The sequence below is a fragment of the Cupriavidus sp. C2SS-8b genome (genome assembly GCF_057073745.1).
This window is the reverse complement of record NZ_CP172716.1, coordinates 1,116,226-1,142,592: the sequence shown is the minus strand read 5'-3', so window position 1 is coordinate 1,142,592 and position 26,367 is coordinate 1,116,226. Positions and strand designations below refer to the sequence as shown.

Sequence of the window (26,367 nt, the reverse complement as noted above, 5' to 3'; positions counted from 1 at the left end):
CTTTGGTTCGCGCTTCGGTCGCTCTCAATCGCCTTCGAACACCGGCTTGCCCTTGGCGACAAAGGCCTCGTAGGCACGTCGGAAATCGCGCGTCTGCATGCAGATGGCCTGCGCTTCGGCTTCCGCCTCGATCGCTTCATCGAGACCCATATTCCACTCCTGGTGCAGCAGCTTCTTGGTCACGCCGTGCGCGAAGGTCGGGCCCGCGGCGAGTTGCGCGGCGAGCGCGTGCGCCTCGGCCACGACCTTGTCCGATGCATGCAGCGCGTTGAAGAAGCCCCACTGCAGGCCTTCTTCGGCCGTCATCACGCGGCCGGTGTAGAGCAGTTCGCTGGCGCGGCCCTGCCCGATCACGCGCGGCAGCAGCGAGCATGCGCCCATGTCGGCGCCGGCCAGGCCCACGCGCACGAACAGGAATGCGGTTTTGGCCTGTGCCGTCCCCACGCGCATGTCGGAGGCCAGCGCCATCATCGCGCCTGCGCCGGCGCAGATGCCGTCGATCGCGCTGATCACTGGTTGCGGGCAGGCACGCATGGCCTTGACCAAGTCGCCGGTCATGCGCGTGAAGTCCAGCAGTTCGGGCATGCTCATCTTCGTGAGCGGGCCGATGATCTCGTGCACGTCGCCGCCGGAGCAGAAATTGCCGCCGGCGCCCGTGACCACCACGGTCTTGATGTCGCTGGCATAGCACAGCGCGCGGAACAGGTCGCGCAGCTCGGCGTAGGAATCGAACGTCAGCGGGTTCTTGCGCTCCGGACGATTCAGCGTGATGGTGCCCACCTTGCCGTCGTCCGAGACGGACCACAGGAAGTGTTTCGGCTTGTAGTCCGCGAAGCTGCGCTTGTGGTGGCGCATGTCGAGTGCGATATCGGTCATGTTCTCTCTCTGTCGGTTCGGTGGGCAGCGCGATCCGCCGCCGTGTTCGCTGGCGCTGCCGCGCTTATCCTGTCATCACTTCGCCGCCCGCCACGGCGATGGCCTGTCCCGTGATCGCGCTGGCCGACGGGCGGCACAGCCATGCCACGGCGTCCGCAACTTCGTCGGGCTGCACCAGGCGGCGCTGCGGATTGCGCGCGGCCAGCTCGGCGCGTGCCTCGGCTTCGGTACGACCGGTCTTGTCGATGATATTGGCCACGGCATCGCGCACGATGTCGGTCTCCGTATAGCCCGGGCACACCGCGTTCACGGTCACGCCGCTGCGCGCGGTCTCCAGCGCCAGCGCGCGCGTCAGCCCGATCACGCCGTGCTTGGCCGCGCAATAGGCGCTGACGTAGCCGTAGCCAACCAGGCCCGCAGTGCTGGCCACGTTGACGATGCGCCCCCACCCTGCCGCCGTCATGACGGGCAGCGCGGCTTGCGTGCACAGGAAGGTGCCGGTCAGGTTGACGTCCAGCATGCGCTGCCACTGCGCCAGGCTGGTCTTGCCGAACGGCGCGCTGTGCGCCTGGCCGGCGTTGTTCACCAGCACGCCGACCGGGCCGCTCCTGGATTCGGCCGCGGCGAACGCGGCGCCGACACTGTCGGCATCGCTGATATCCGCCGGCACCGTCGCCAGTACGGCGCCGGCGGCCAGCAGCGGACGAAGCTCGTCGGCGGCACGCTCCAGCACCTGTACGTCGCGGCCCACCAGCGTGACGCTGGCGCCTTCGGCCAGCAGCCGGCGCGCAATCGCGGCGCCGATGCCGCGCCCGCCGCCGGTCACCAGCGCGTGCCGGCCTTGCAGGGAATCGACCGCCATCATCAATGCTCCACCACACCGCGAGCCAGGGCCGCGGCGCGTTCCAGGTTGGTTTCGAGCTGGCGCTTGCCGGCTTCATATTGGCGCGGCCAGCTGACGTCGCGATAGCCAAGCTTGGCGGCCTCATGCAGCGTCCAGGCCGGATCGGCCAGGTGCGGGCGCGCCACGGCACACAGGTCGGCGCGGCCGGCCGCGATGATGCTGTCGACATGGTCGGCCTCGAAGATCGCACCCACCGCAATGGTCGGGATATCCGCCTCGTTGCGGATGCGGTCGGCGAACGGCGTCTGGTACATGCGGCCGTACACCGGCGCCTGGTCGGGACTGACTTGCCCGGACGAGCAATCGATCATGTCGGCGCCGGCCGCCTTGAAGGCCCGCGCGATCTCCACGGCGTCGTCCGGCGTGATGCCGCCCTCGACCCAGTCGTGCGCGGAGATGCGCACCGACATGGGCTTGTCCTGCGGCCACACCGCACGCACCGCAGCAAACACTTCGAGCGGATAGCGCAGGCGGTTGGCCAGCGTGCCGCCATACGCGTCGGTGCGCTGGTTCGACAGCGGCGAGATGAACGCCGACAGCAGGTAGCCGTGGGCGCAGTGCAGTTCGAGCCAGTCGAAACCGGCGTCCGCGGCACGGCGCGCGGCCCCGACGAAGTCATCGCGCACGCGGTCCATGTCGTCGCGCGTCATCTCGCGCGGTACCTGCGATTCACCGGGCAGGTACGGGATCGGCGACGCCGACAGCAGCGGCCAGTTGCCCTGCGGCAGCGGATGATCCATGGCCTCCCAGCCGAGCTGCGTCGAGCCCTTGCGCCCGGCATGGCCGAGCTGCATGGCGATGCGCGCATCGCTGTTGGCATGGACGAAATCGACGATGCGCTTCCAGGCATCGCGCTGCGCATCGTTCCACAAACCCGGGCAGCCCGGCGTGATGCGCGCATCGGGCGACACGCAGGTCATCTCGGCGACCACCATGCCTGCGCCGCCGAGTGCGCGCGAGCCGAGATGCACCAAATGGAAATCTCCCGGCACGCCGTCGACGCTTGAATACATCGCCATCGGCGATACCACCACGCGGTTCTTCAGCGTCACGCCGCGTACGCGGAAAGGCGTGAACATGGGCGGCACCGGCTTGTCTTCACGCAGGCGCAGCGTCTCGGGCGGCACGCCGGCCTGGGCTGCCAGCCAGTGCTCGAACTTCTGCACATAGCCAGCGTCGCGGGCACGCAGGTTCTCGTGCGAGATGCGCTGCGAACGCGTCAGCAGCGAATAGGCGAACTGCTCGGGTTCCAGCGCCGCATAGCGCTCGACATTCTCGAACCACTCGGTGGAATTGCGCGCGGCGTTCTGGATCTTCAGCACCTCGACGCTGCGGGTGGCCTCGTAGCGCTCCAGCGCCGCCGGCAAGGCATCGTGCGCGGACGGGCCGGCGCTGGCGATCTCCATGGCCAGGTCGATGGAATCTTCCAACGCGAGCTTGGTGCCGGAGCCGATCGAGAAGTGCGCCGTATGCGCGGCATCGCCCATCAGCACCACCGGCACGCGGCGGCCGTCGGACAGCGTATTCCAGTGCACCCAGTGCTTGCAGATCACGCGCGGGAAGCGAATCCAGTTCGCCGAGCCGCGCAGGTGGGTGGCATTGCTGATCAGCTTGTTGCCATCGAGGTATCTGGCGAAGAGCTTCTCGCAGTACGCCACGCCGTCTTCCTGACTCATCTGCTCGATGCCGGCAGCGCGCCAGACTTCTTCCGGCGTCTCCACGATGAACGTGGAGGTGTTGTCGTCAAAGCGGTACGCATGGGCCTGGAACCAGCCGTGCTCGGTCTTCTCGAAGGCAAAGGTAAAGGCGTCGAACAGCTTGTGCGTGCCCAGCCAGACGAAGCGGCACTGGCGCGTGTCGATATCGGGCTGGAAGGTTTCGGCGTAACGCGTACGGATGCGGCTGTTCAGGCCGTCCGAGGCAATGACGAGGTCGGCCCGGTACTGCATGGCCAGCGCCTGGTCGTCGGTGACTTCGGTCTCGAACACCAGTTTCACGCCGAGCGCTTCGCAGCGCGCCTGCAGGATATTGAGCAGCCGCTTGCGGCCGATGCCGATAAAGCCATGGCCGCCCGAGCGGATGGTGCGCCCGCCAATGTGGATGTCGATGTCGTCCCAGTGGTTGAAGGCCTCGTTGATCTCGACGGCGCTGACCGGGTCGGCCTGCTTCAGGTTGTCCATGGTGGCGTCGGAGAACACCACGCCCCAGCCGAAGGTGTCGTAGGGGCGGTTGCGCTCCACCACAACGACTTCGTTGTCGGGGTTCTGCAACTTCATCAACAGGCCGAAGTACAAGCCTGCCGGGCCGCCGCCAATACAAAGCACTCGCATGTGTGGTCTCCTGCCGCGCTGCCCGCGCGGGCGCGAGCACATCTAAATCATGTCTAAATATTTTATGCTTCAAATATTAGTCTGCATGCGAGGCCCTTGCAAGCTGAATTTGCGAGTGCACCGACAGGCGCACACCGCAAAATGTCGCCAAGCCGCCGGCGCTCAGCCCTTCAGAGCTGACACCAACTGCTCCAGCGCGGTCGGGTCCTCGATCGTGGTCAGATCACCCGGATCGCGCCCTTCCGCCACGGCCTGGATGGCGCGCCGCAGCATTTTTCCGGAGCGCGTCTTGGGCAATGCGTTGACGAACAGCACGCGCGCCGGCCGCGCCACCGCGCCAAGCTGTTGCTCCACCGTCTTCATCAGTTCGCCCTCGAACGCGAGTCGCGCCTCGGGCGTCGCGGTGCGCGCGGCGTCACGGGCAATGCAGAAGCCCATCGCCACTTGCCCCTTGAGCGCGTCCTGCACGCCCACGACGGCGACCTCGGCCACGCCTGGGTGCGATGACAAACTCTCCTCGATCTCGCGCGTGCCCAGCCGGTGCCCGGCTACGTTGATGACGTCGTCGGTACGGCCGAGGATGAACACGTAGCCATCCTTGTCGCGCACGCCCCAGTCGAACGTCGAATAGCACAGCCGGTTCGGGACTGCAGACCAGTAAGTCCGCACGAAGCGTTCGTCGTCACCCCACACGGTGCTCATGCAGCCAGGCGGCAACGGACCGTCGATGGCCACCACGCCCTTTTGCCCGGGGGCGCATTCTTCGCCTGTATTCTCGTCCACGATGCGCAGGTCATAGCCATAGGCCGGCACGCCCGGGGAGCCGAGCTTGGGCGGCAGCACCGCGATGCCGCGCTGGATGGCGATGATCGGCCAGCCCGATTCCGTCTGCCAGTAGTTGTCGACCACCGGTTTGCCGATGCCTTCCTGGATCCAGCGCGCGGTCGGCTCGTCGAGCGGCTCGCCGGCCAGGAACAGCAGCCGCAGGCTCGATAGATCGTATTTCGTCAGGAAGGCAGGGTCCTGCTTCTTCAGCACGCGGATCGCCGTGGGCGCGCTGAACATCAGGTTGACCTGGTACTTCTCGACCAGTCGCCAGAGGATGCCGCCATCGGGGCGGATCGGCGTGCCCTCGTACATCAGCGTGGTCATGCCGGCCAGCAGCGGGCCATAAACGATATAGCTGTGCCCGACAACCCAGCCGATGTCCGACGCCGTGAACATGGTGTCGCCAGCCTTGCCGCAGAAGATGTACTCCATCGAGGTCGCCAGCGCCACCGCGTAGCCGCCGGTGTCGCGCTGCACGCCCTTGGGCTTGCCGGTAGTCCCTGACGTGTAGAGCACGTAGGACGGCTCGGACGATTCCAGCCAGACGCATGGCACCTCGGTACCGGCAACGCGTTCGCGCCAGGCCGCGTAGTCTTCGTCGCGGCCCGCCACGCGCGGCATGTCGGCGAGCTGGCGGTCGACCAGCAGCACCTTCTCGGGCTTGTGGCCGGAAAGCCGGATGGCCTCGTCGAGAAGCGGCTTGTACGGCACCACCTTGCCGGCCCGCGAGCCGGCGTCGGCGCTGACGATCACACGCGGCTGCGCGTCGTCGATGCGGGCAGCCAGGCTGACCGAGGCAAAGCCGCCGAACACCACCGAATGGATCGCGCCGATGCGTGCACAGGCCAGCATGGCGAACGCCGCCTCCGGAATCATCGGCATATAGACCAGCACGCGGTCGCCCTTGCGCACACCGAGCCCTTGCAGGGTGGCCGCCATGCGGCTGACCTCGTCGTGCAGCTGGGCGTAGGTAAAGGTGCGCTCCTGCTCGGTCTCCGTGGACACCCAGACCAGCGCCGGCTGTTGCGCGCGCGTGGCAAGGTGCCGGTCCACGGCGTTGTGGCACAGGTTCGTGCGTCCGCCGACGAACCAGCGCGTAAAGGGCGCGCGGCTGTTGTCCAGCACTTGTCCGAACGGGGTTTCCCAGTCGATGCGCTGTGCCTGTTCGGCCCAGAACCCCTCGGGGTCGGCCAGCGAACGGGCATGCACGGCATGGCTTGCCGTCATGGCAGGTCTCCTCCGCGTCGTGCGGATAGTTATCATCCTGCTAGTTTGCCACCGGCACGGCATCCTGTGCGCCCCCGGCAGGACGAGCATGCGCCACATCGCACAGCGACGCCCGGGCAACAAAAAACGGGGCGTGCCGCCGGCAACGCCCCGATTTACCGCTCATGCCGCGCCCTAACGCGTCTTGGCGGCCTTGGAACTGCCCTTGGACGACGCCTTCACCGTCGGTGCAGCCTTGGCCGCCGAAGCCCGCGACGCCCCCGAACTCTTGCTGGCTGCCTGCCGTGGCGCAGCTTCCACCGTCATGCGCTTGCGCCCTGCGGCCTTGCCCCGCGCGGACGACGACACGCGCACCACTTCGGGCTTGTCGGCAGCCGGCTCTGCACGCGCGGCCCTGGCCGCCCCGCGGGCGCGGACCGGCACCATCAGCACAAGACTTTGCCCCGCCACCAGCTTGGTGCCGGACAGCTTGTTCCACGATTGCACCTGGCCGGTCGACACGCCGTAGCGCCGTGCCACCGAGGTGACGGTATCCCGGCGGCCGGCGCGCACCACCACGCGGCGCGCATCGGGCAGGTCGGGCTCCATCGCCAGCATGGCGCTGTCGGCCAGCGTCGCGCTGATGTCCTGGTCGTGGGGGCCCGAGCGCGGGATCATCACCGTCGAGCCGGCCTTCAGCCGCATGCCGCGGGGAATGCTGTTGATCTCGCGCAGCGTGTCCGGGTCAATGTTCAGGCGCGCCGCCAGCGCTTCCACGCGCTCGCGGTTGTCCACCGTCACCGCGGTCCAGCTCGACAAGCCGCCGCGATAGGTGTTCAGGTTGTACTGGAAGCGTTCGGCGTTATCGAACGGCAGCAGGATCTGCGGGTTCGAAGCGCCCAGGATGACGGGCTGGTTGAACGACGGGTTCAGCGCCTTGAATTCTTCCAGCGACATATTGGCCAGCTTGGCCGCGAGCTTGACGTCGATATCGCGGCTCGTGGTGACCGTGACGAAGTATGGATGGTCCGGGATCTCGGGCAACCGCACGCCGTAGGCCGCCGGGTTGGCAATGATGTTCTTCACCGCCTGCAGCTTGGGCACGTAGTAGCGCGTCTCGTTGGGCATCGTCAGGCTGGCGTAGTCCGTCGGCAGGCCACGCGCCTGGTTGCGCGCGATCGCGCGCGACACCGCCCCTTCACCCCAGTTGTACGCCGCCAGCGCGAGGTGCCAGTCGCCGAACATGTCATAGAGGCGCTGGAGATAATCGAGCGCCGCGTCGGTCGAGGCCAGCACATCGCGGCGCTCGTCCCGGAACATGTTCTGCTTCAGGTTGTAGGACTTGCCGGTGCTCGGGATGAACTGCCACATGCCCGCGGCCTTGGCGCTCGATTGCGCCTGCGGATTGAACGCGCTCTCGACAAACGGCAGCAACGCCAGCTCGGTCGGCATATTGCGCCGCTCCAGTTCCTCGACGATGTGATACAGGTAGCGGCTCGACCGGGCCACCATGCGCTCCATGTATTCCGGGCGTTGCGCGTACCACTGGGTGCGGTCATCCACCAGCGTGCCTTCCAGGTCCTGCATGGCGAAGCCCCGGCGGATGCGGTCCCAGATATCGGAGGACGGCCCGCGCAGCCAGTCCAGGCCGGGCTGATCAGCGTTGATCTTGACGCCGCCAGGCGCGACGGTCTTGTCGGCGCTGAGCGAGTTCAGCGGATCCTTGCCGCTGCGCGAGGAAGTCAGGGCGGTCGGGACGCCGGACGCATCGGCGCCGGGCGGTGTGGGCGTGCTGGCGCAGGCAGCCAGCAGCGCCACGCTTGCAAACACCGCCAGTAATCGACCAAATTTCATTAAATTCTCGAATTGTGACGCTAAAAGGTTGCGTGATGCTAAAAAAAACAGGCTTTCGCGTCAATGAGATTTTCCAGTGAGCGCAGGCGCCGGTCGCGCCGCAAACCGCAGCGAACCTGCTGTGATGCCGTTCAGCGGAAATTGTCCTTCCACCCGCGCAAGGCGCCGAAAGCCTCCGCATCGCCGGCCACGCTGCCTCCCTGCGCCTGCACTGCAGAACGCACCGCGGGCTCGCGCGAACGCATGAACGGATTGACCTCGCGCTCCAGCGCAATGGTGGACGGCACGGTCGGCTGGCCTTGCGCGCGCAAGGCCTCGACGCGCGCATCCCAGGCCGCCAGCGCCGCATTGCCGGGCTCGACCGCGCGCGCAAAGCGCACATTGCTGCGCGTGTATTCGTGCGCGCAGTAGACACGCGTTTCGCCCGGCAGCGAAGCCAGCTTGTCCAGCGACGACAGCATCTGCGCCGGGGTACCTTCGAACAGGCGGCCGCAGCCAGTGGCAAACAGGGTATCGCCGCAGAACACGACCGGACCGGCGCCGGGCAACTCGCCGACGTAGGCGACGTGGCCTGCGGTATGGCCCGGCACATCGAGCACGCGCAGTTGCAGCGCGGGCGCCTGCAACGTCACCGTATCGCCTTCGCGCACGGCCTGCGTGCGCGCGCCGATACGCTCGCCTGCCGGCCCGATCACGGGCATAGGCTCGCCGTCGGGGCCGGTCGGGTGCGCCGCGAGCAGTTCAGCAACGCCACCCTGGTGATCGCCATGGTGATGGGTGATTACAATAGCGCCCAGAGCGAGGCCCTTGTCCACCAGGAACCGCTCCACCGGCGCCGACTCGCCGGGATCGACCACGGCGGCAGTGCGGCCGTCGTGGATGGCCCAGATATAGTTATCCTGAAATGCCGGGATCGGCTCCACCTTCAACATGCGTGTACTCCTATGGCTGACCGTCCGATTGTAAGCTGGGAAGACTGGCTGGCTTCGCCTCCCGGGCAATACATGCTCCGGTGGGAGGCGCAGCAATACGACCGGATCGTGACGGATATTTTCGGCTATCACGCGGTCCAGATGGGCCTGCCCGTCATCGATACCCTGCGCGAAAACCGGATGCCGTTCTCGGCGCTCGCGCTCGATCCTGCCAGCGGCCCGCACGGACCGCGCGCGGCGCACCCCGATGCGCGCCAGCTGCTGTGCCGGTTCGATGAACTGCCATTCGATACGCAGAGCATAGACCTTGCCACCCTGCCCCACGTGCTCGAATTCGCCGAGGACCCGCACGAAGTGCTGCGCGAGATCTCGCGCGTGCTGATGCCCGAGGGCCGCGTCGTGGTGACGTGCTTCAACCCGATGAGCCTGTGGGGCGCGCGCCAGGGCCTGAACCGCCTGGGCGCCATGCCGTTCCTGCCCACCGACGCGCAATCGATCGGCTTTGTGCGCATCAAGGACTGGCTCAAGCTGCTGGGCTTTGACATCATTCGTGGCCGCTTCGGCTGCTACTGCCCGCCCTACCGCACCGACCGCTGGCTGCAGCGCGCCAATTTCATGGAAAAGGCCGGCGACCGCTGGTGGCCGATCTTTGGCGCGGTGTACATGATTTCCGCGGTCAAGCGCGTGCGCAATATCCGCCTGGTCGGCCCGGCCTGGAAGACCGCCAAGGCCGCGCTGACGCCCGTAGCCTCCCCGGTGGCCACTCCGACCGGCACGCACGGCAAGACGCCCGGCGACGACTGCTGATTCCGGCACGCACATCAACCCTGCGGCAGCCCTGGAGGGCTGCCCTGACGAACGACACATGCAAGAAGTTACGATTTATTCCGATGGCGCCTGCAAGGGCAATCCCGGCCGTGGCGGCTGGGGCGCAGTACTGGTGGCCGGCGCCAGCGAGAAAGAGCTGTTTGGCGGCGAGCCCAACACCACCAACAACCGCATGGAGATGACCGCGGTCATCGAAGCGCTGCGCGCGCTCAAGCGCCCTTGCATCGTGCGCGTGTACACCGACTCGCAATACGTGCAGAAGGGCATCAGCGAATGGCTGCCAGGCTGGAAGGCTCGCGGCTGGAAAACCGCTGACAAGAAGCCGGTGAAGAACGCGGACCTGTGGCAAGTCCTCGATGACCTGGTGCAGCCGCACCAGATCAGCTGGCACTGGGTACGCGGCCACAATGGCCACCCGGGCAACGAGCGCGCCGACGCGCTGGCCAATCGCGGCGTCGAATCGCTTAACGCCTGAGCCGGCCCGCCGCTCCGCTAGAATGCCCGCCATGCGACAAATCGTACTCGACACCGAAACCACCGGCCTGAATGCCGCCAGCGGCGACCGCCTGATTGAAATCGGGTGTGTCGAACTGGTCAACCGGCGGCTCACGGGCCGCCACCTGCACTTCTACGTCAATCCCGAGCGCGATATCGACGAGGGCGCCGTGGCTGTCCACGGCATCACCATCGACTTCCTGGCCGACAAGCCGAAGTTCGCGGAGATCGTCAACGACGTCCGCGACTTCGTGCAGGGCGCCGAGCTGATCATCCACAACGCCCAGTTCGACCTTGGCTTCCTGGACATGGAGTTCCGCCTGCTGGGACTGCCGCCGTTCCGGGGCCACGCCGCCAGCGTGATCGACACCCTGCTCGAAGCGCGCCAGATGTTCCCCGGCAAGCGCAATTCGCTCGATGCCCTGTGCGACCGGCTTGGCGTGAGCAACGCGCACCGCACGCTGCACGGCGCCTTGCTCGATGCCGAACTGCTGGCCGAGGTCTACCTTGCCATGACGCGCGGCCAGAACTCCCTGGTCATCGACATGCTGGACGGCACGGAATCCGCGGATGGCTCTGTCGCCGATTCGGACCTCTCGCACCTCGTCCTGCCCGTACTGCGCGCCAGCGAAGAAGAAACGACCGCGCATATCGGCGTGCTCAAGCAGCTGGACAAGGCAAGCGGCGGCAAGACCGTCTGGCAGGAAGCCGCTATGGCGTAAGTGGCCCGCCACCCTCCTCAGAAAAAAACTGGCGCAAGGGCTTTACAAGATACAAGAAGGTCTGCATAATCTCGTTTCTCAGCTGCACGACGAAAGTCAACGCGAAAGCGACGCGGCCTGGGGTGGTTAGCTCAGCGGTAGAGCACTGCCTTCACACGGCAGGGGTCACAGGTTCAATCCCTGTACCACCCACCAGATTCAGGAAAGCCAGCCTTGTGCTGGCTTTTTTCATTTCTCCCCGCCCTCCCCGCTTCTTCCGCAACACCCCCGTTTCGATTAAACGGCACCGTCTCATTCCGGCATGATCGCCGCGCCGATACGGTAGTCGGCTCCAACAACCAGCTGGAGCCGCCGCCTCATGCCGCACGTTTCACCCCGACCTCTTTCGCAGGTGCCCGCCATGCAAGCGGCATTTACCTGGTCCGGGCATTCCCCCGTATCACCCGGCTGGTTCGAAGTCCGCCCCGTACGCGTGCCTCGCGACGCCAGGCCGGTCTATGACGAAGACCTCGACTGCATCACCGGCTACCACCGTATCTTTGGCCGCACGGCCTTGACCTACGACCTGCTGGGCAGCTTCGTGGCGATCGACGAATCATTGGAAGCCAGCCCCGTTCGGCCCACCCTGCCCCATCTCGCCATCGGCGCCTTGTGGCAGCCGGCGGCCCAGGGCATGACGCGCGCCGGCTTCCACGCCGAAGGCGCCGCGCTCGATGCGCGCACATGCGGCAAGCTGCGCGAGCGTTTCATCCGGCTGTCCCGCCTGCCGCTGCATTTCTCCCTGGAGGCTTTGGCGGACATGGAGCAGGCCGAGCGCTTCGTGCCTTTGCATATCCTGAGGCTCGCGATCCGTTGCGGCTGCCGCGATGCGCCGGAGTGCGGCGACGAAGCCACCGTGCGCTATACCGCCGGCATCACGCGCCGGCGGGAACCCGCGCTGCTGGAGCTGGTGATCCGGCTCGCCGACCGGGTCATCCTGCGCATCCGCCAGTGGCCCGTCGGCGCGCGATCATGACCGTCGCCGCGAAGACCGTCGCGCAGTTGCCACCATTGCGCCGGCAGAGTGCAGCAAGCCCCACAATGCCCTACCGCATCCGTCGGCGTCCATCGCGATGATGACGACAACTGCTACGCTGCGCCTGGGTTCCGTACAAAAGGGCGGGGTCGTCAATCCATATCCCTGGGACCGGAAACGGGTCAGTGCGCAGAAGAACAAACACATCATGCGTCACTCAATAAAACTGCGGATGGCGGTGGCAACCGCCATGGTGGTTACGTTGATCATCGTGCTGCGGGCCTTCGCTTCGCAGTACTACGCTTACTACGGCCTGAAGGCGGTGCAGCAGAGCCATCAGGACGCCATGGTCAGGATGGTCGCGGAGGAGCTCGACGAGAAGTTCGAGAACCGGGCCACCATCCTGCGCCACATGGCCCACCAGTTCGCGCCTGCGCTGGGCAATCGCCCGGCCGAACTCAAGCGCATCGCCAGGCAGATGCCCGACCTGTCCGCCGACTTCAACGCCGTGTTCCTGGCCGGCCCTACCGGCGATTTGATTTTCAGTACAGCGGTGCCGGACGGCCTGCACATCAACCTGGGCGACCGCGACTATTTCCGCGCGATCGCCAACGGCGCTCCGCTTGCGGTGTCCGACCTGCTGCAGGGCAAACTGACCAAGGCGCCCGGCGTGGTACTGGCCGTTCCGCTGCGCGGGCCTGACGGCGAATTGCGCGCGGTGGTCGGCGGCGTCATCAACCTGTCGCTGAACAATTTCCTGCAGGAACTGGCACGCAGCCCGGTTGGTATCACCGGCACCTTCTGCCTGGTTTCCGCCGGCCCCAAGCCGCGCTACGCCATGCATCGGGATGCCGCGAAACTGCTGACCCCGGCCAGGGCCGTCGGCGAGAACTGCGGCGCCGAGCAGCCCGAATCGTTCTGGGAGCCCATCCGCCCGCGCCAGCCGGTCATTGCGCGCTATCTGCTGGAATCCAATGGCTGGGAACTGGTGGCAGTGCTGCCGGCCACCGAGGCCTACGCCCCGCTGATCGAGGCGCGCCGCCGCGTGCTTGCCATCGCCGCGGTGTCGCTCGCGGTCGCAGCCGCGTTGATGTGGCTGGTGATGGTGTGGCTGCTCGCGCCGCTGCAGCGGCTGCACCGCGCGGTGCGCCGCGTCGCCGCCAACCCCGCCGCCGCCTCGGAACTGCCGGTCGGCCGCGACGACGAGATCGGCGAACTGTCCACGACGTTCGCCGATGTCATGCACCAGCTTTCCGAGCGTGAAGCGGCACTAAAGGCCGCCAAGGACCACGCCGCCGAGAGCGAGAAGCGCATCGAGGCGATTGCCAACCACGTGCCGGACTTTGTCTCGTTCGTCGACATGAACGAGCGCTTTGTTTTCGTCAACCAGGCCTATGCGCGCCATTTCGGGCTGCCGGCGCAGCAGATCATCGGCCTGTCGCTGCGGGAGCTGTGGGGCACCCAGGCCTACCTGGCCTCGCGCCCGTACCTGGAGCAGGCCTTTGCCGGCAAGGCGGTGAAGTTCACGCGCGAAAGTCCGGACGGATCGGAATGCATGCAGGTCACCTGCCAGCCGGCCTGGAACGACGCGCAAGACACCATCCACGGGCTGCACCTGTTCGCGCGCAATGTCACGAGCGAGCGCCAGAAGCTGCGCAGCCTGGAAGCGCAGACCATGTCCGACCACCTGACCGGCCTGCTCAACCGCAAGGGCTTCGACCGGCGTTTTGCCGAAGCCCTGGCACGCGCCGACACCGGCGGGCGGGCGGCAGCGCTGCTGCTCGTCGACCTGGATGACTTCAAGGCCGTCAACGATGGCTACGGGCACGCTATCGGCGACCGTCTCCTGATTGCCTTTGCCCAGAGCCTGACCGGCAGCGTGCGCAAGGAAGACGCCGTGGCCCGCATTGGCGGTGACGAATTCGCGGTGATCCTGGAGAACGTCAACGATATCCGCGCGGTCGAGCGAATCGCCAACGCCATCGTGCAGACGGCGCTGGCACCGCTCGTCATCGATGGGCAGGCGCATGCCGCCACCGTCAGCGTCGGCTCGGCCATTCACCGGCCCGGACAAGGCATGTCCGTCAGCGAACTGTTCATGCGGGCCGACATGGCGCTTTATGAAGCCAAGCGCCACGGCAAGGCGCGCTATGCCGCGCCGCTGGCGGACACGCCCGCGTAGCGAAGGTCAGCCGGGGCCTGCCAGGTGCCGGCAGGCCCCGCTACAAGCCATCAGCGCACGCGCCCTTCCTTCCACGCCTGCAGCAGCTTGTCGTAGGCGATGGTCTCGCCCTTCGGCTTCTCGTTGTCGAGCTTCTTCCATGGCGCGTGCTCGGTTGACAGCCACTTCGTCGGTTCGCTCTTGGTGTTGAGCTTGGGCGCGCAATGGCTCATGCCCGCGCGCTGCAACCGGCCCATGACCTGGTCCATCTCTTCGGCCAGGTTGTCCATGGCGGCTTGCGGCGTCTTCTCGCCGGTCACCGCCGTGGCCACGTTCTTCCACCAGAGCTGCGCGAGCTTCGGATAGTCGGGCACGTTGGTCCCGGTCGGCGTCCACGCCACGCGCGCCGGGCTGCGGTAGAACTCGATCAGCCCGCCGTACCGGGCCGCGTTCTGCGTCAGGTAGTCGTGATGGATATCACTGTCGCGGATGAACGTCAGGCCGACCAGCGACTTCTTCAGCGACACCGTCTTGGCCGTCACAAACTGCGCATAGAGCCATGCCGCGGCCAGCCGGTTGGGATCGGTGTTCTTGAAGAAGGTCCACGAACCCACGTCCTGGTAGCCGTTCTGCATGCCCTGCTTCCAGTACGGGCCGTACGGCGACGGCGCCATGCGCCATTTGGGCGAGCCATCGGCATTCACCACGGGCAGGCCCTTCTTGGTCATGTCGGCGGTAAAGGCCGTGTACCAGAACACCTGCTGCGCGACCTGGCCCTGCGCGGGCACCGGGCCCGCTTCGGAGAAAGTCATGCCCATGGCCTGCGGCGGCGCGAACTTCTTCATCCAGTCGATGTACTTGGTCAGCGCATAGACCGCCGCCGGGCTGTTGGTCGCCCCGCCGCGCGACACCGACGCGCCCACCGGCGTGCATTTGTCCTCCGCCACGCGGATGCCCCACTCGTCGACCGGCATGCCGTTCGGCAGGCCCTTGTCGGCCGTGCCCGCCATGGACAGCCACGCGTCGGTAAAGCGCCAGCCGAGCGAGGGGTCCTTCTTGCCGTAGTCCATGTGCCCGTACACCTTCTTGCCGTCCAGCTCCTTCACGTCATTGGTGAAGAAGTTGGCAATGTCCTCGTACGCGGACCAGTTGGTCGGCACGCCCAGGTCATAGCCGTACTTGGCCTTGAACTTGTCCTGCAGGTCCTTGCGCGCAAACCAGTCGGCGCGGAACCAGTACAGGTTGGCGAATTGCTGGTCGGGCAACTGGTACAGCTTGCCGTCCGGCGCGGTGGTGAACTTGGTGCCGATGAAGTCCTTCACGTCCAGGCCGGGATTGGTCCATTCCTTGCCGGCGCCGGCCATATAGTCCGACAGCGGCAGGATGGCACCGTAGCGGTAGTGGGTGCCGATCAGGTCGGAATCGGAAATCCACCCGTCATAGATGGACTTGCCCGACTGCATCGAGGTCTGCAGCTTCTCGACCACGTCGCCTTCCTGGATGATGTCGTGATTCACCTTGATGCCGGTGATCTCCTCGAACGCCTTGGCCAGCGTCTTGGACTCGTACTCGTGCGTGGTGATGGTCTCCGACACCACGTTGATCTGCGTGACGCCCTTGGCCTTGAGCTTGGCGGCCGCATCGATGAACCACTTCATCTCGGCCTGCTGCTTGTCCTTGGACAGCGACGATGGCTGGAACTCGTTGTCGATCCACTTCTTCGCCTCGGCCTCGCCAGCCCAGGCGTGGCCGCATGCCAGCGCGGCCGCGCAGGCTAGGACCGTCATTCCTGACTTCACGTGCACGTTCATCGGTGTCTCCTCGAGAGTCCCCTCCCCGTTTGCTGTCCGCGCGCGGCCCCGGGGAAGGGTCAAGCCGCATGTCCCACGAATCGTGATGCGGGCCGGCCCTCAGCCCTTGCGCATGACCAACAGCAAGACCAGCATCGACAGGCCAAAGCTGATCCAGATGGACGGTTCCTCGGCCAGCGAAAACCACTGCATCATGCTTTCGCCAAGTCCCACCCAAGCCAGGTTGATCCATGCGGCGCACATGAGGCCGATAAACAGCCGGTCGCCGCGCGTGGTGGCAATCGGCAGGAAGCCTTTGCGCAGCACCGCGGGCGAGCGGACTTCCCATGCCGTCATGGCCACCAGCATGACAACGATGCAGGCAAAGAACACGGCCACCGGCGTGGTCCAGACCATCCAGTTCAGCATGGCGATCTCCTCATGGATCGGTGGCTAGACGCGGCCCATCGCGAAGCCCTTCGCGATGTAGTGGCGCACGAACCAGATCACGATGCCGCCCGGCACGATGGTCAGCACGCCGGCCGCGGCCAGCACGCCCCAGTCCATGCCCGACGCCGATACCGTGCGCGTCATGGTGGCCACGATCGGCTTGGCGTTGACCGAGGTCAGCGTGCGCGCCAGCAGCAGTTCCACCCAGCTGAACATGAAGCAGAAGAACGCGGCCACGCCCACGCCGGCCTTGATCAGCGGCAGGAAGATGGTCAGGAAGAAGCGCGGAAACGAATAGCCGTCCACATAGGCGGTCTCGTCGATCTCGCGCGGCACGCCCGACATGAAGCCCTCCAGGATCCACACCGCCAGCGGCACGTTGAACACCAGGTGCGCGAGCGCCACGCCAAGGTGCGTGTCCATCAGCCCGATGGTGCTGTAGAGCTGGAAGAACGGCAGCAGGAACACCGCCGGCGGCGTCATGCGGTTGGTCAGCAGCCAGAAGAAGACATGCTTGTCGCCGATGAACTGGTAGCGCGAGAACGCGTACGCCGCGGGCAGCGCGACCGTGATAGCGATCACGGTGTTCATGGCGACGTAGATCAGCGAATTGATATAGCCCGAGTACCACGAGGCATCGGTGAAGATGGTCTGGTAATGCTCCAGCGTGAATTGCGCCGGCCACAGCGACAGCGTGGAGAGGATCTCCTCGTTGGTCTTGAACGACATGTTCACCATCCAGTAGATTGGCAGGATGGCGAACAGCAGGTAGAGCAGCAGGAACGTGGTGCGCCACGCCGTGGCGCGGTGGCGGGCGTCAGCCATGGGGCATGTCCTCGCTGCCGGCGGTGCCCGCGCGCTGCATCCAGTTATAGAGGATGAAGCACATGAGCAGGATGATCAGGAAATAGACGATCGAGAAGGCCGCGGCCGGGCCCAGGTCGAACTGGCCGACCGCCTTCTGCGTCAGGTACTGCGACAGGAACGTGGTGGCGTTGCCCGGGCCGCCGCCGGTCAGCACGAAGGGCTCGGTGTAGATCATGAAGCTGTCCATGAAGCGCAGCAGCACGGCGATCATCAGCACGCCGCGCAGCTTCGGCAGCTGGATGTAGCGGAACACGGCGAAGCGGCTCGCGCCGTCGATCTGCGCGGCCTGGTAGTAGGCATCGGGGATGGCGCGCAACCCGGCATAGCAGAGCAGCGCCACCAGCGGGGTCCAGTGCCAGACATCCATGACCAGCACGGTCATCCACGCATCGAAGGCGCTGCCGGTGTAGTTGTAGTCAAACCCCATGCCGTCGAGCGCGGCGCCGAGCAGGCCGATGTCGGTGCGCCCGAAGATCTGCCAGATCGTGCCCACCACGTTCCACGGGATCAGCAGCGACAGCGCGATGATGACCAGCACGGCCGAGGCTTTCCATCCCTTCGCGGGCATCGACAGCGCCAGCAGGATGCCCAGCGGGATCTCCACCGCCAGCACCGCCAGCGAGAAGCCCAGCTGGCGCAGCAGCGCATCATGCAGCTCGCCGTCGCGCAGCACGGTGCGAAACCACTCGGTGCCGACGAACACGCGCCGCTCGGGCGAGATGATGTCCTGCACGGAGTAGTTGACGATGGTCATCAGCGGCAGGATGGCCGAGAACGCCACGCACAGCACCACCGGCAACACCAGCAGCCACGCTTTCTGGTTGATGGGCTTCATGGCTGGCTCCATGGCACCAGCACTTCGTTGACGTAGTAGCAGGTATGGCGGTTGAACACGGACAGCCACGCCGTATCGCCAGGCCGCAGCGCCGCGGCTTCCGGCCCGAGGCGCGCGCGCAGCGTGCCAACCTGCCCGCCGGCTTCCTGCACGGAGCCGGTCACCAGCCAGTAGGTGCCGATGTCCTGCGCGCGTTCCACGCGCACCGGCACCGCCTGCGTATCGGCGTTGCCGGCCAGTCGCAGGTACTCGGGCCGCACGCCGACGCGGAAACTGCCCGCATCCTGCAACGCGCCGGCCACCGCATCAGGCAACGCCGGCATATAGCGGCGCCCCGCCATATCGACAGCACCATCGCGCCAGTTCGCCGGCAGGAAGTTCATGCCCGGCGAGCCGATGAAGTGCCCGACAAAGGTATGCGCTGGGCGCTCGAACAGCGCGTCTGCCGGCCCGACCTGCACGGCCTTTCCGCGCGACATCACCACCACCTGGTCGGCAAAGGTCAGCGCCTCGGTCTGGTCATGCGTCACGTAGATCAGCGTCAGCCGGAACTCGTGATGGATCTCCTTGAGCTTGCGCCGCAACTGCCATTTGAGCTGCGGATCGATCACCGTCAGCGGCTCGTCGAACAGGATCGCCGACACGTCCTGCCGCACCAGTCCGCGGCCCAGCGAGATCTTCTGCTTGGCGTCGGCCGCCAGCCCGCTCGCGCGCCGGTCCAGCGCGCCCGACAGGTCCAGCATCTCCGCCACGCGCCCTACCCGTTCGCGCACCTGTGCCGGCGGCACGCCGCGATTGCGCAGCGGGAAGGCCAGGTTCTCGCCGACGGTCATGGTGTCGTAGATCACCGGGAACTGGAACACCTGCGCGATATTGCGCGCCTGTGGCGAGTCGTCGGTCACGTCTCGGCCGTCGAACAGGATGCGTCCCTGCGACGGGCGCAACAGGCCGGAGATGCAGTTCAGCAAGGTCGTCTTGCCGCAGCCGGACGGCCCCAGCAGCGCGTAGGCCCCGCCGTCCTCGAAGCTGAACCGCAGCGGCAGCAGCGCGTAGTCCTCGTCGGATTGCGGGTTGGCGACGTAGGCATGGGCGAGGTCCAGGTCGATACGCGCCATGTCAGCCCCTTGCTGCCGCACCGGGTGGCAGGACATCGGCCGCCAGGCCCGCAGGCCGCCTCGGCGCACAGAGGCGCCGGCCCTCCTCATCAAAAACGTAGAGCTGCTCCGGTACGAGATGCAGCATCAGGGGCGCGCCCAGCCGCAGGTCGAATACGCCGGCGAACTGCGCGACCAGGTTGCCCACCGGCGTGTCGGCGTGCACGAACGTATCGGAGCCGGACAGCTCCGCCAGCGCCACGCGGCCCGGCACCGGCACCGATCCCGGCAAACCTTCCAGGCGCAGCGCCGCCGCGCGCACGCCGACGGTAACGGGGCCGCCGTAACGGCCGGCTTCGGGCACGGGCACCGAGATATCGTCCGAGAGCGTGACCCAGCCGCCCTGCAGCGTGCCTGCGACCAGGTTCATGGGCGGGTCGCTGAAGGCCCGCGCCACGCGCAGCGAATCGGGATAGTGGAAGACGTCCGGCGTCGGGCCGTACTGCAGCAGTTCGCCGGCATCAAGCACGGCGGTGTAGCCGCCGAGCAGCAGCGCCTCAGCGGGCTCGGTGGTGGCGTAGACCACGGTGGCATCGCCCTGTGCGAACAGGTGGGTCAGTTCTTCGCGCAGTTCCTCACGCAGCTTGTAGTCCAGGTTGACGAGTGGCTCGTCCAGCAGCATCAGCGGCGCGCCCTTGGCCAGCGCGCGCGCCAGCGCCACGCGCTGCTGCTGGCCACCCGACAGTTCGGACGGGTAGCGGTCCAGCAGATGATCGATATGGAGCCGGACAGCCAGCGACCGCACGCGCGCGGCGATGTCATGGCGATCCGCCTGCCGCCGCAGCCGCAGCGGCGACGCGATGTTGTCGAACACGCGCATCGACGGATAGTTGATGAACTGCTGGTACACCATCGAGACATTGCGCTCGCGCACGGGCACGCCGGTCATGTCGGCGCCATCCACCAGTACGCGGCCCGCGCTGGGCCGGTCCAGGCCGGCCATGACGCGCATCAGCGACGTCTTGCCGGCCTGCGTGGCGCCGAGCAGCACCGTCACCGCGCCCGCGGCGGGCGCCAGCGACATCGGATACAGGCAGGCTTCCGAGCCCGCCTGCTGCGCAATGCCCTCGAGACTCAGCTGCATCCGAGCTCCATGTTCGAAACGCTCTTTGCATCACAGGAATTCGCGCGCCTCACGCGCACGGGACTTGGCTTTATGCTCGTTTTAGTAAATGAACGAACATAAAACAATAGTGCAGCGCATCATTTGTTTTCGTTTGTGATTGAACTAGACTTCCGGACATGACCCTCAATCCGCGCCAAACCGCCCTCCTCGATGAAGTCCGCAACCAGGGCTTTGCCTCGATCGACGCGCTTGCGCGCAAGTTCGGCGTAACGCTGCAGACCGTACGGCGCGACGTCAACCTGCTGGCGGAGAGCGGCATGCTGGCCCGCTTCCACGGCGGGGTGCGGGTCGAGGGATCGACCACGGAGAACATCGGCTACCGGCAGCGGCAGGTACTCAACGCCGAAGGCAAGATACGGATCGCGCGCGCGGTGGCCAAGGCGGTGCCCGAAGGCTGCTCGCTGATCCTGAACATCGGCACCACGGTCGAAGAAATTGCCCGCGCGCTGATGCATCACCGCGGCCTGCGCGTGATCACCAACAACCTGAACGTGGCCGGCATCCTGGCCGACAACCCGGACTGCGAAGTCATCGTGGCCGGTGGCGTGCTGCGTTCACGCGACCGCGGCATCGTGGGCGAGGCCACGGTGGAGTTCATCCGCCAGTTCAAGGTGGATATCGGGCTGATCGGCATCTCGGGGATCGAGGCCGATGGCACCTTGCGCGACTACGATTTTCGCGAGGTCAAGGTGGCGCGGACCATCATGGAGCATGCGCGCGAAGTGTGGCTGGCGGCGGACGCCAGCAAGTTCCATCGCCAGGCGATGGTGGAACTGGCGCATTTGTCGCAGGTGGACAGGCTGTTCACCGACCAGCCGCTGGCGGTCCCGTTCGGGCAGATCATCGCGGACAGCGGAGTGAACTGTGTGGTGGCGGACCAGGACTGAGGCCGCCGCCACGGCGGCGCGCGACGGTGTCCGCGTGCCGGCCGGCACGATGCGCGCCGGCGGCAAGCTGCGGGAATTACTTGAAGACGACGGTCTTGTGGCCGTTCAGCAGGATGCGGTGTTCGGCATGCCACTTGACCGCGCGCGCGAGCGCCACGCATTCCACGTCGCGGCCGACCGACGTCAGCTGCTCCGGATCCATGCTGTGGTCCACGCGCGCGATTTCCTGCTCGATGATCGGGCCTTCGTCGAGGTCGGCCGTCACGTAGTGCGCGGTCGCGCCGATCAGCTTCACGCCGCGGTCATGGGCCTGGTAGTACGGCTTGGCGCCCTTGAAGCTCGGCAGGAACGAGTGGTGGATATTGATGGCACGGCCGGCCAGCTTGCGGCACAGGTCGTCGGACAGCACCTGCATGTAGCGCGCCAGCACCACCAGGTCGATGTTCTGGTCGCGCACGACTTCGAACACGCGGCCTTCCTGCGCGGCCTTCTGCTCGGCCGACGCGTTCATCAGCGGCAGGTGGAAGAACGGCACGTCGTAGGACGCCGCCAGCTGGTAGAAGTCGCGGTGATTCGACACGATGGCCGCGATCTCGACCGGCAAGCCGCCCACCTTGGCGCGGAACAGCAGATCGTTCAGGCAGTGGCCGATCTTCGACACCATGATCATCACGCGCGGCTTGGCGCCCGCGTCGTTCAGCTCCCACTGCATGCCGAACTGATCGCCCACCGGCGCGAACGCGGCCTTCAGCGTGTCCAGCCCCGGGCCGCCGGCCGGCGGGGTGAAATGCACACGCATGAAGAAGCGGCCCGTGAATTCATCGCCGTACTGGTCGGAATCGACGATATTGCAGCCGTTCTGGAACAGCAGGCCCGATACGGCATGGACGATGCCCGGCTGGTCCGGGCACGAAAGAGTAAGAATGAATCCGGTGTTGCTCATCGTGAATTGTTCTGTCGGGTGCGTGCGGCACGGGGCCGCGAGGGCGCAGGCGGGGCCGGGGGCCCGGCGTCAGGCGGAATCGCCCGCGGATGGCAGCCAGCCGCGCCGGCGGAGGGCATCCAGCGTCACCAGTGTCGCATCGACCGTCATGGTGCCGGCCGACATGATAGCAAGCAATGCGGCGGGATCGATGCGGCGGTGTTCGGCCACCTCGCCATCCTGGTTGCGCGGGATGAAGTCGGCGGGCAGTTCCAGGTCATAGGCATGGACGTGTTCCCACTGCACGCCTTCGGGAATCTCGCGCAGCACTTCGATGTGGCCGTGCGCCTGCACGCCACGGGCCAGCGCAGCCGGGATGCCCGACTCTTCCTCGCATTCGCGCACCAGCGTGGCCAGCGGGTCGCTGCCGTGCGGCATGCCGCCGGCCACCAGGTTGTCCCACATGCCGGGGTCGACCGCCTTGGCCTGGCTGCGGCGCGAGATCCAGAAAGCCGGCTCGCCGCGGATCACGCCGTTCATGTGCGAGGCGAACGTGAGCAGGCCAAGGAAGCGCGCCGCCGCGCGCTCCACCACGGCCAGCGCCGGGGCGTCGAGCGCCGGCGTCACGGCGAACAGTTCGTTGCGCCAGCCCCGCACGTGGCCGGCATCGGCAAGCTGCCGGGCCAGCGCTTCGAGCGCGGCGCTGCGTACCGTGAAATCGCCACGGCCCGGCAACAGGTCGACGGCGCAACCGGCGGGCGTGTCCTCCTCCGGCCCCAGCACGCAGCCCATGCCGCGCAGGATGTCGGCATGCGCGCGCGGCAACCAGCCGACCTGCTGACCCGACACCATCAGGCGCAGCTTGGTGGTGCGGTCGAACGGGCTGCGCGCGGCAATGGACGCGTCGATGGCGGCAAGGGTGTCGGTAGGCATCGGCAGACGCAGGTTGAGGTATTTCAGGGACGAAATCAGGGAAGAAGGGCATGAACCAGCAGACCACGGAGGCCGGGCGGCAGTTCGTACTGGCGCTCGACCAGGGCACCAGCAGTTCGCGCGCCATCCTGTTCGACCACACCGGCAGTGTGGTGCGACTGGCCCAGCGCGAATTCCGCCAATATTACCCACATCCCGGCCACGTCGAGCATGACCCGTATGAAATCTGGCAGTCGCAGCTGGCGGTCGCGCATGAGGTCCTGAACGGCTCGGGCATCTCGGCTTCCCAGTTGCGCGCGGTCGGCATCACCAACCAGCGCGAGACCACGGTGCTGTGGGACCGCAAGACCGGCGAACCCGTGGGCCGCGCGCTGGTCTGGCAAGATCGCCGCACCGCCCAGATGTGCGAGGCGCTGCTGGACGCCGGCCATGAACGGATGATCCGCGAGAAGACCGGGCTGGTCATCGACGCCTATTTCTCGGGCACCAAGCTGCGCTGGATGCTCGACAACATCCCCGGCGCACGCGAACGCGCGCAGCGCGGCGAACTGGCCTTCGGCACCGTGGACAGCTGGCTGATCTGGCAGCTCACGGACGGTGCCCGCCACGTGACCGACGTGTCCAACGCATCGCGCACGATGCTGTTCAACATCCACACCTTCCAATGGGACGACGCGCTGCTGGCGTTGCTCGACATCCCACACGCGGTACTCCCCGAAGTGGTGCCGTCCAGCGGCGAAGTGGCCCGCACGGTGCCGCGCCTGTTCGGCCTGGAGGTGCCCATTGCCGGCATCGCGGGCGACCAGCAGGCGGCCACCTTCGGCCAGGCCTGCCTGTCGCCAGGCATGGCCAAGAACACCTATGGCACGGGCTGCTTCCTGTTGATGAACACCGGCGACCAGCCCGTGGTGTCGCGCAACCGGCTGCTGACGACGATCGGATGGCAGATCGGCGACCAGACCCAGTACTGCCTGGAAGGCGGCGTTTTTATGGGCGGCGCCACCATCCAATGGCTGCGCGACGGCCTGAAGATCATCGAGAGCGCGCCCGAGGTCGAGCCGCTAGCGCGGCAATGCGATGACACCGGCGGCGTGGTGCTGGTGCCGGCCTTTGCCGGCCTGGGCGCGCCGCACTGGGATGCGTTCGCACGCGGCACGCTGGTCGGCATGACCCGCGGCACCGGGCGCGCGCAGATTGCGCGCGCCGCGCTGGAATCGATCGCGCTGCAAAGCGTGGACGTGCTCGACGCCATGCAGAAGGATGCCGGCATCTCGCTGGCCGAACTGCGCGTGGACGGCGGCGCCTCGCGCAGCGACCTGCTGATGCAGATGCAGGCCGACCTGCTCGGCACGACCGTGGTGCGTCCGCGCGTCACGGAAACCACGGCACTCGGCGCCGCCTACCTGGCCGGGCTGGCCACCGGATACTGGAGCGATGCCGGGGAGATCGCGACGCAATGGCAAGTGCAGCAACGGTTCGAGCCGAACCTGTCCGGTGACGCGCGCGCGCACCGGCTGGCCCGTTGGCACCGCGCCGTGGAACGCGCCCGCGACTGGGCGCGCGAAGACGACGAAGCCGCCGGCGCCGCGACATCCTGATTGCCACGCCAGCCTCCCAACCTCCAACCCGAACGCGTCATGCAGAAAGTCCCGACCCCGATCCAGCCGCCGTCCCGCGCCGCCCTGCTGGCGAGCCTGGAACGGGAGCCGCGCTGGGATGTGATCGTCATCGGCGGCGGCGCAACCGGCCTCGGCACGGCCGTCGACGCGGCGTCGCGCGGGTACCGCACGCTGCTGGTGGAAGCCGCCGACTTCGCCAAGGGCACGTCGAGCAAGGCCACCAAGCTCGTGCACGGCGGTGTGCGCTACCTGGCGCAGGGCAATATCAGCCTGGTGCGCGAAGCGCTGCATGAGCGCGGGCTGCTGGCCCGCAACGCGCCGCACCTGGTCTGGCCGCTGGGCTTTGTCGTGCCGGCCTACCAGTTGTTCGACCAGCCGTTCTACGGCATCGGCCTGAAGCTCTATGACATGCTGGCCGGCAGCCTGAACCTGGACGGCAGCCGCTGGCTGAACCACCGCGAGGTGCTGGACGCCGCGCCGGCGCTGGCCGAGCACGTGGGCGGGCGCCCGCTGCGCGGCGGCAACCTGTACTTCGACGGCCAGTTCGACGACGCCCGCCTGGCCATTGCGCTGATGCGCACGCTGTTCGACGTGGGCGGCACCGCCATCAACTATCTGCCGGTGACCGGTCTGTCGCAGCAAGGCGGCGTGGTCAATGGCGTGACCGTGCGCGATGCGCTCGGCGACGCCACCTTCCGCCTGCGCGCCGACTGCGTGATCAACGCCACGGGCGTCTGGGTGGACGCCATCCGCCAGATGGAAGACGGCCACGCGCGCACCATGGTCGCGCCCAGCCAGGGCGTGCACCTGACGCTGCCGCGCGCCTTCCTGCCCGGCGACCGCGCCGTGCTGATCCCCAAGACCGATGATGGCCGCGTGCTGTTCGTGGTGCCGTGGAACGGGCACACGATCGTCGGCACCACCGACACCCCGCGCAAGGACCTGCCGCTGGAGCCCGATGCCAGCGCCGACGATGTCGACTTCATCCTGGATACCGCCTCGCGCTACCTGGCGCGGGACCCGGGCCGGGCCGATGTCACCAGTGTCTGGGCCGGCCTGCGGCCGCTGGTCAGGGCGACCGGCGAGGCTTCGACCGCTTCACTGTCGCGCGAGCACACCATCGTGGTGTCGCGTGCCGGTCTGATCACGGTCACCGGCGGAAAATGGACCACCTACCGCAAGATGGCCGAAGACGTCATCGAGACGGCCATCCAGCGCCAGATGGTGCGCGCCGCGCCTTGCGTGACGGCCGAGCTTGTCCTGCATGGCGGCAACAGCCTGCCCGCGGACCTGCCGGCGCCCAATTCGGTCTCGCCGGATCGTTACTATGGCAACGAGTTGCCGGCATTGCAGGCCCTGCCCGGTTATGAGAGTTTTTTGGCGCCCACGGCAGGGTTGACCGAAGCCCACGTGCGCTTTGCCGCGCGCCATGAACTGGCGCGGCGGGTCGAGGATGTGCTGGCCCGGCGCAACCGGGCGCTGTTCCTGGATGCCCGCGCGGCCGTGGAGGCCGCGCCGCGCGTGGCGGCGATCCTGGCGGAAGAGCTGGGCCACGACGACGCCTGGCAGGCCGGCGAAGTGGAGAGCTTCCGCAAGCTCGCCGCCGGTTACATGCTCGCCTGAGCCAGCGGCC

At 66.9% G+C, this 26,367-nt stretch carries 22 protein-coding genes and 1 tRNA gene; 9 read left to right on the top strand and 14 right to left on the bottom strand.

Annotation, left to right across the window (positions count from 1 at the left end; genetic code table 11):
• Positions 1-24: 24 nt before the first annotated feature.
• The 6 genes from ACIGJB_RS05275 to gloB all read right to left on the bottom strand — a co-directional run bounded on the left by ACIGJB_RS05275 (position 25) and on the right by gloB (position 8,930).
• Entirely contained in the window at positions 25-876 is an 852-nt protein-coding gene (locus ACIGJB_RS05275; protein ID WP_483731705.1) for an enoyl-CoA hydratase family protein, read from the bottom strand.
• A 64-nt stretch (positions 877-940) separates the two neighbouring features.
• Entirely contained in the window at positions 941-1,741 is an 801-nt protein-coding gene (locus ACIGJB_RS05270; protein WP_483731704.1) for an SDR family NAD(P)-dependent oxidoreductase, read from the bottom strand.
• Positions 1,741-4,110: a bifunctional salicylyl-CoA 5-hydroxylase/oxidoreductase gene (locus tag ACIGJB_RS05265; protein ID WP_483731703.1), complete on the bottom strand. Its 2,370-nt coding sequence runs from the start codon at positions 4,108-4,110 to the stop codon at positions 1,741-1,743. Before ACIGJB_RS05265 ends, ACIGJB_RS05270 begins: the two co-directional genes overlap by 1 nt.
• Before the next feature lie 162 nt (positions 4,111-4,272).
• Positions 4,273-6,165: a propionate--CoA ligase gene (locus tag ACIGJB_RS05260; RefSeq protein WP_483731702.1), complete on the bottom strand. Its 1,893-nt coding sequence runs from the start codon at positions 6,163-6,165 to the stop codon at positions 4,273-4,275.
• 174 nt (positions 6,166-6,339) lie between these two features.
• Complete coding sequence (locus ACIGJB_RS05255; RefSeq protein WP_483731701.1) at positions 6,340-7,998, bottom strand: transglycosylase SLT domain-containing protein; 1,659 nt, start codon at positions 7,996-7,998, stop codon at positions 6,340-6,342.
• Positions 7,999-8,129: 131 nt separating this feature from the next.
• The gene (gene gloB / locus ACIGJB_RS05250) at positions 8,130-8,930 is read right to left on the bottom strand and encodes a hydroxyacylglutathione hydrolase (protein ID WP_483731700.1); all 801 of its coding nucleotides are present in this window, start codon (positions 8,928-8,930) and stop codon (positions 8,130-8,132) included.
• 12 nt (positions 8,931-8,942) lie between these two features.
• On the opposite strand from gloB, the gene ACIGJB_RS05245 reads away from it, so the two are divergent.
• The 6 genes from ACIGJB_RS05245 to ACIGJB_RS05220 all read left to right on the top strand — a co-directional run bounded on the left by ACIGJB_RS05245 (position 8,943) and on the right by ACIGJB_RS05220 (position 14,172).
• A complete protein-coding gene (locus tag ACIGJB_RS05245; protein WP_483731699.1) occupies positions 8,943-9,737 on the top strand; it encodes a class I SAM-dependent methyltransferase in 795 nt (264 codons plus the stop codon).
• Positions 9,738-9,795: 58 nt separating this feature from the next.
• Positions 9,796-10,233, top strand: a complete 438-nt coding sequence (gene rnhA, locus ACIGJB_RS05240) for a ribonuclease HI (RefSeq protein WP_483731698.1) — start codon at positions 9,796-9,798, stop codon at positions 10,231-10,233.
• A gap of 31 nt (positions 10,234-10,264) precedes the next feature.
• Positions 10,265-10,975 (top strand): DNA polymerase III subunit epsilon, encoded by a 711-nt coding sequence (gene dnaQ / locus ACIGJB_RS05235; RefSeq protein ID WP_483731697.1) that lies wholly within the window; start codon positions 10,265-10,267, stop codon positions 10,973-10,975.
• A 120-nt stretch (positions 10,976-11,095) separates the two neighbouring features.
• Positions 11,096-11,170, top strand: a tRNA-Val gene (locus ACIGJB_RS05230).
• Between the two features lie 205 nt (positions 11,171-11,375).
• Positions 11,376-11,990, top strand: coding sequence for a hypothetical protein (locus ACIGJB_RS05225; protein ID WP_483731696.1), 615 nt, complete (start codon positions 11,376-11,378; stop codon positions 11,988-11,990).
• Between the two features lie 250 nt (positions 11,991-12,240).
• Complete coding sequence (locus ACIGJB_RS05220; protein WP_483731695.1) at positions 12,241-14,172, top strand: sensor domain-containing diguanylate cyclase; 1,932 nt, start codon at positions 12,241-12,243, stop codon at positions 14,170-14,172.
• A gap of 50 nt (positions 14,173-14,222) precedes the next feature.
• Here the strand turns inward: ACIGJB_RS05220 and ACIGJB_RS05215 are convergent, their stop codons facing one another.
• The 6 genes from ACIGJB_RS05215 to ACIGJB_RS05190 form a co-directional block, all read right to left on the bottom strand.
• Positions 14,223-15,938 (bottom strand): ABC transporter substrate-binding protein, encoded by a 1,716-nt coding sequence (locus ACIGJB_RS05215; protein WP_483732258.1) that lies wholly within the window; start codon positions 15,936-15,938, stop codon positions 14,223-14,225.
• Positions 15,939-16,061: 123 nt separating this feature from the next.
• On the bottom strand, positions 16,062-16,370 hold the full coding sequence (locus tag ACIGJB_RS05210; RefSeq protein WP_483731694.1) for a DUF2160 domain-containing protein: 309 nt from the start codon (positions 16,368-16,370) through the stop codon (positions 16,062-16,064).
• Between the two features lie 24 nt (positions 16,371-16,394).
• Positions 16,395-17,216 carry a carbohydrate ABC transporter permease gene (locus tag ACIGJB_RS05205; RefSeq protein WP_483731693.1) on the bottom strand — a complete coding sequence of 274 codons (822 nt, stop codon included), beginning with the start codon at positions 17,214-17,216 and terminating at the stop codon, positions 16,395-16,397.
• A complete protein-coding gene (locus tag ACIGJB_RS05200) occupies positions 17,209-18,093 on the bottom strand; it encodes a carbohydrate ABC transporter permease (protein WP_483708592.1) in 885 nt (294 codons plus the stop codon). The genes ACIGJB_RS05205 and ACIGJB_RS05200 overlap by 8 nt, the downstream gene beginning before the upstream one ends.
• A complete protein-coding gene (locus ACIGJB_RS05195) occupies positions 18,090-19,208 on the bottom strand; it encodes an ABC transporter ATP-binding protein (RefSeq protein WP_483731692.1) in 1,119 nt (372 codons plus the stop codon). The genes ACIGJB_RS05200 and ACIGJB_RS05195 overlap by 4 nt, the downstream gene beginning before the upstream one ends.
• Before the next feature lies 1 nt (position 19,209).
• Positions 19,210-20,331, bottom strand: a complete 1,122-nt coding sequence (locus ACIGJB_RS05190) for an ABC transporter ATP-binding protein (protein ID WP_483731691.1) — start codon at positions 20,329-20,331, stop codon at positions 19,210-19,212.
• 158 nt (positions 20,332-20,489) lie between these two features.
• Between ACIGJB_RS05190 and ACIGJB_RS05185 the strand changes: the two genes are divergently transcribed.
• Positions 20,490-21,260 (top strand): DeoR/GlpR family DNA-binding transcription regulator, encoded by a 771-nt coding sequence (locus tag ACIGJB_RS05185; RefSeq protein ID WP_483731690.1) that lies wholly within the window; start codon positions 20,490-20,492, stop codon positions 21,258-21,260.
• Between the two features lie 76 nt (positions 21,261-21,336).
• Here ACIGJB_RS05185 and purU read toward each other — a convergent pair whose 3' ends face one another.
• The gene (gene purU, locus ACIGJB_RS05180) at positions 21,337-22,203 is read right to left on the bottom strand and encodes a formyltetrahydrofolate deformylase (protein ID WP_483731689.1); all 867 of its coding nucleotides are present in this window, start codon (positions 22,201-22,203) and stop codon (positions 21,337-21,339) included.
• Between the two features lie 69 nt (positions 22,204-22,272).
• A complete protein-coding gene (locus ACIGJB_RS05175; RefSeq protein WP_483731688.1) occupies positions 22,273-23,115 on the bottom strand; it encodes an NUDIX hydrolase in 843 nt (280 codons plus the stop codon).
• Between the two features lie 50 nt (positions 23,116-23,165).
• Between ACIGJB_RS05175 and glpK the strand changes: the two genes are divergently transcribed.
• Positions 23,166-24,713: a glycerol kinase GlpK gene (gene glpK, locus ACIGJB_RS05170; protein ID WP_483731687.1), complete on the top strand. Its 1,548-nt coding sequence runs from the start codon at positions 23,166-23,168 to the stop codon at positions 24,711-24,713.
• Positions 24,714-24,752: 39 nt separating this feature from the next.
• Positions 24,753-26,357, top strand: coding sequence for a glycerol-3-phosphate dehydrogenase/oxidase (locus tag ACIGJB_RS05165; protein WP_483731686.1), 1,605 nt, complete (start codon positions 24,753-24,755; stop codon positions 26,355-26,357).
• Positions 26,358-26,367 lie beyond the last annotated feature (10 nt).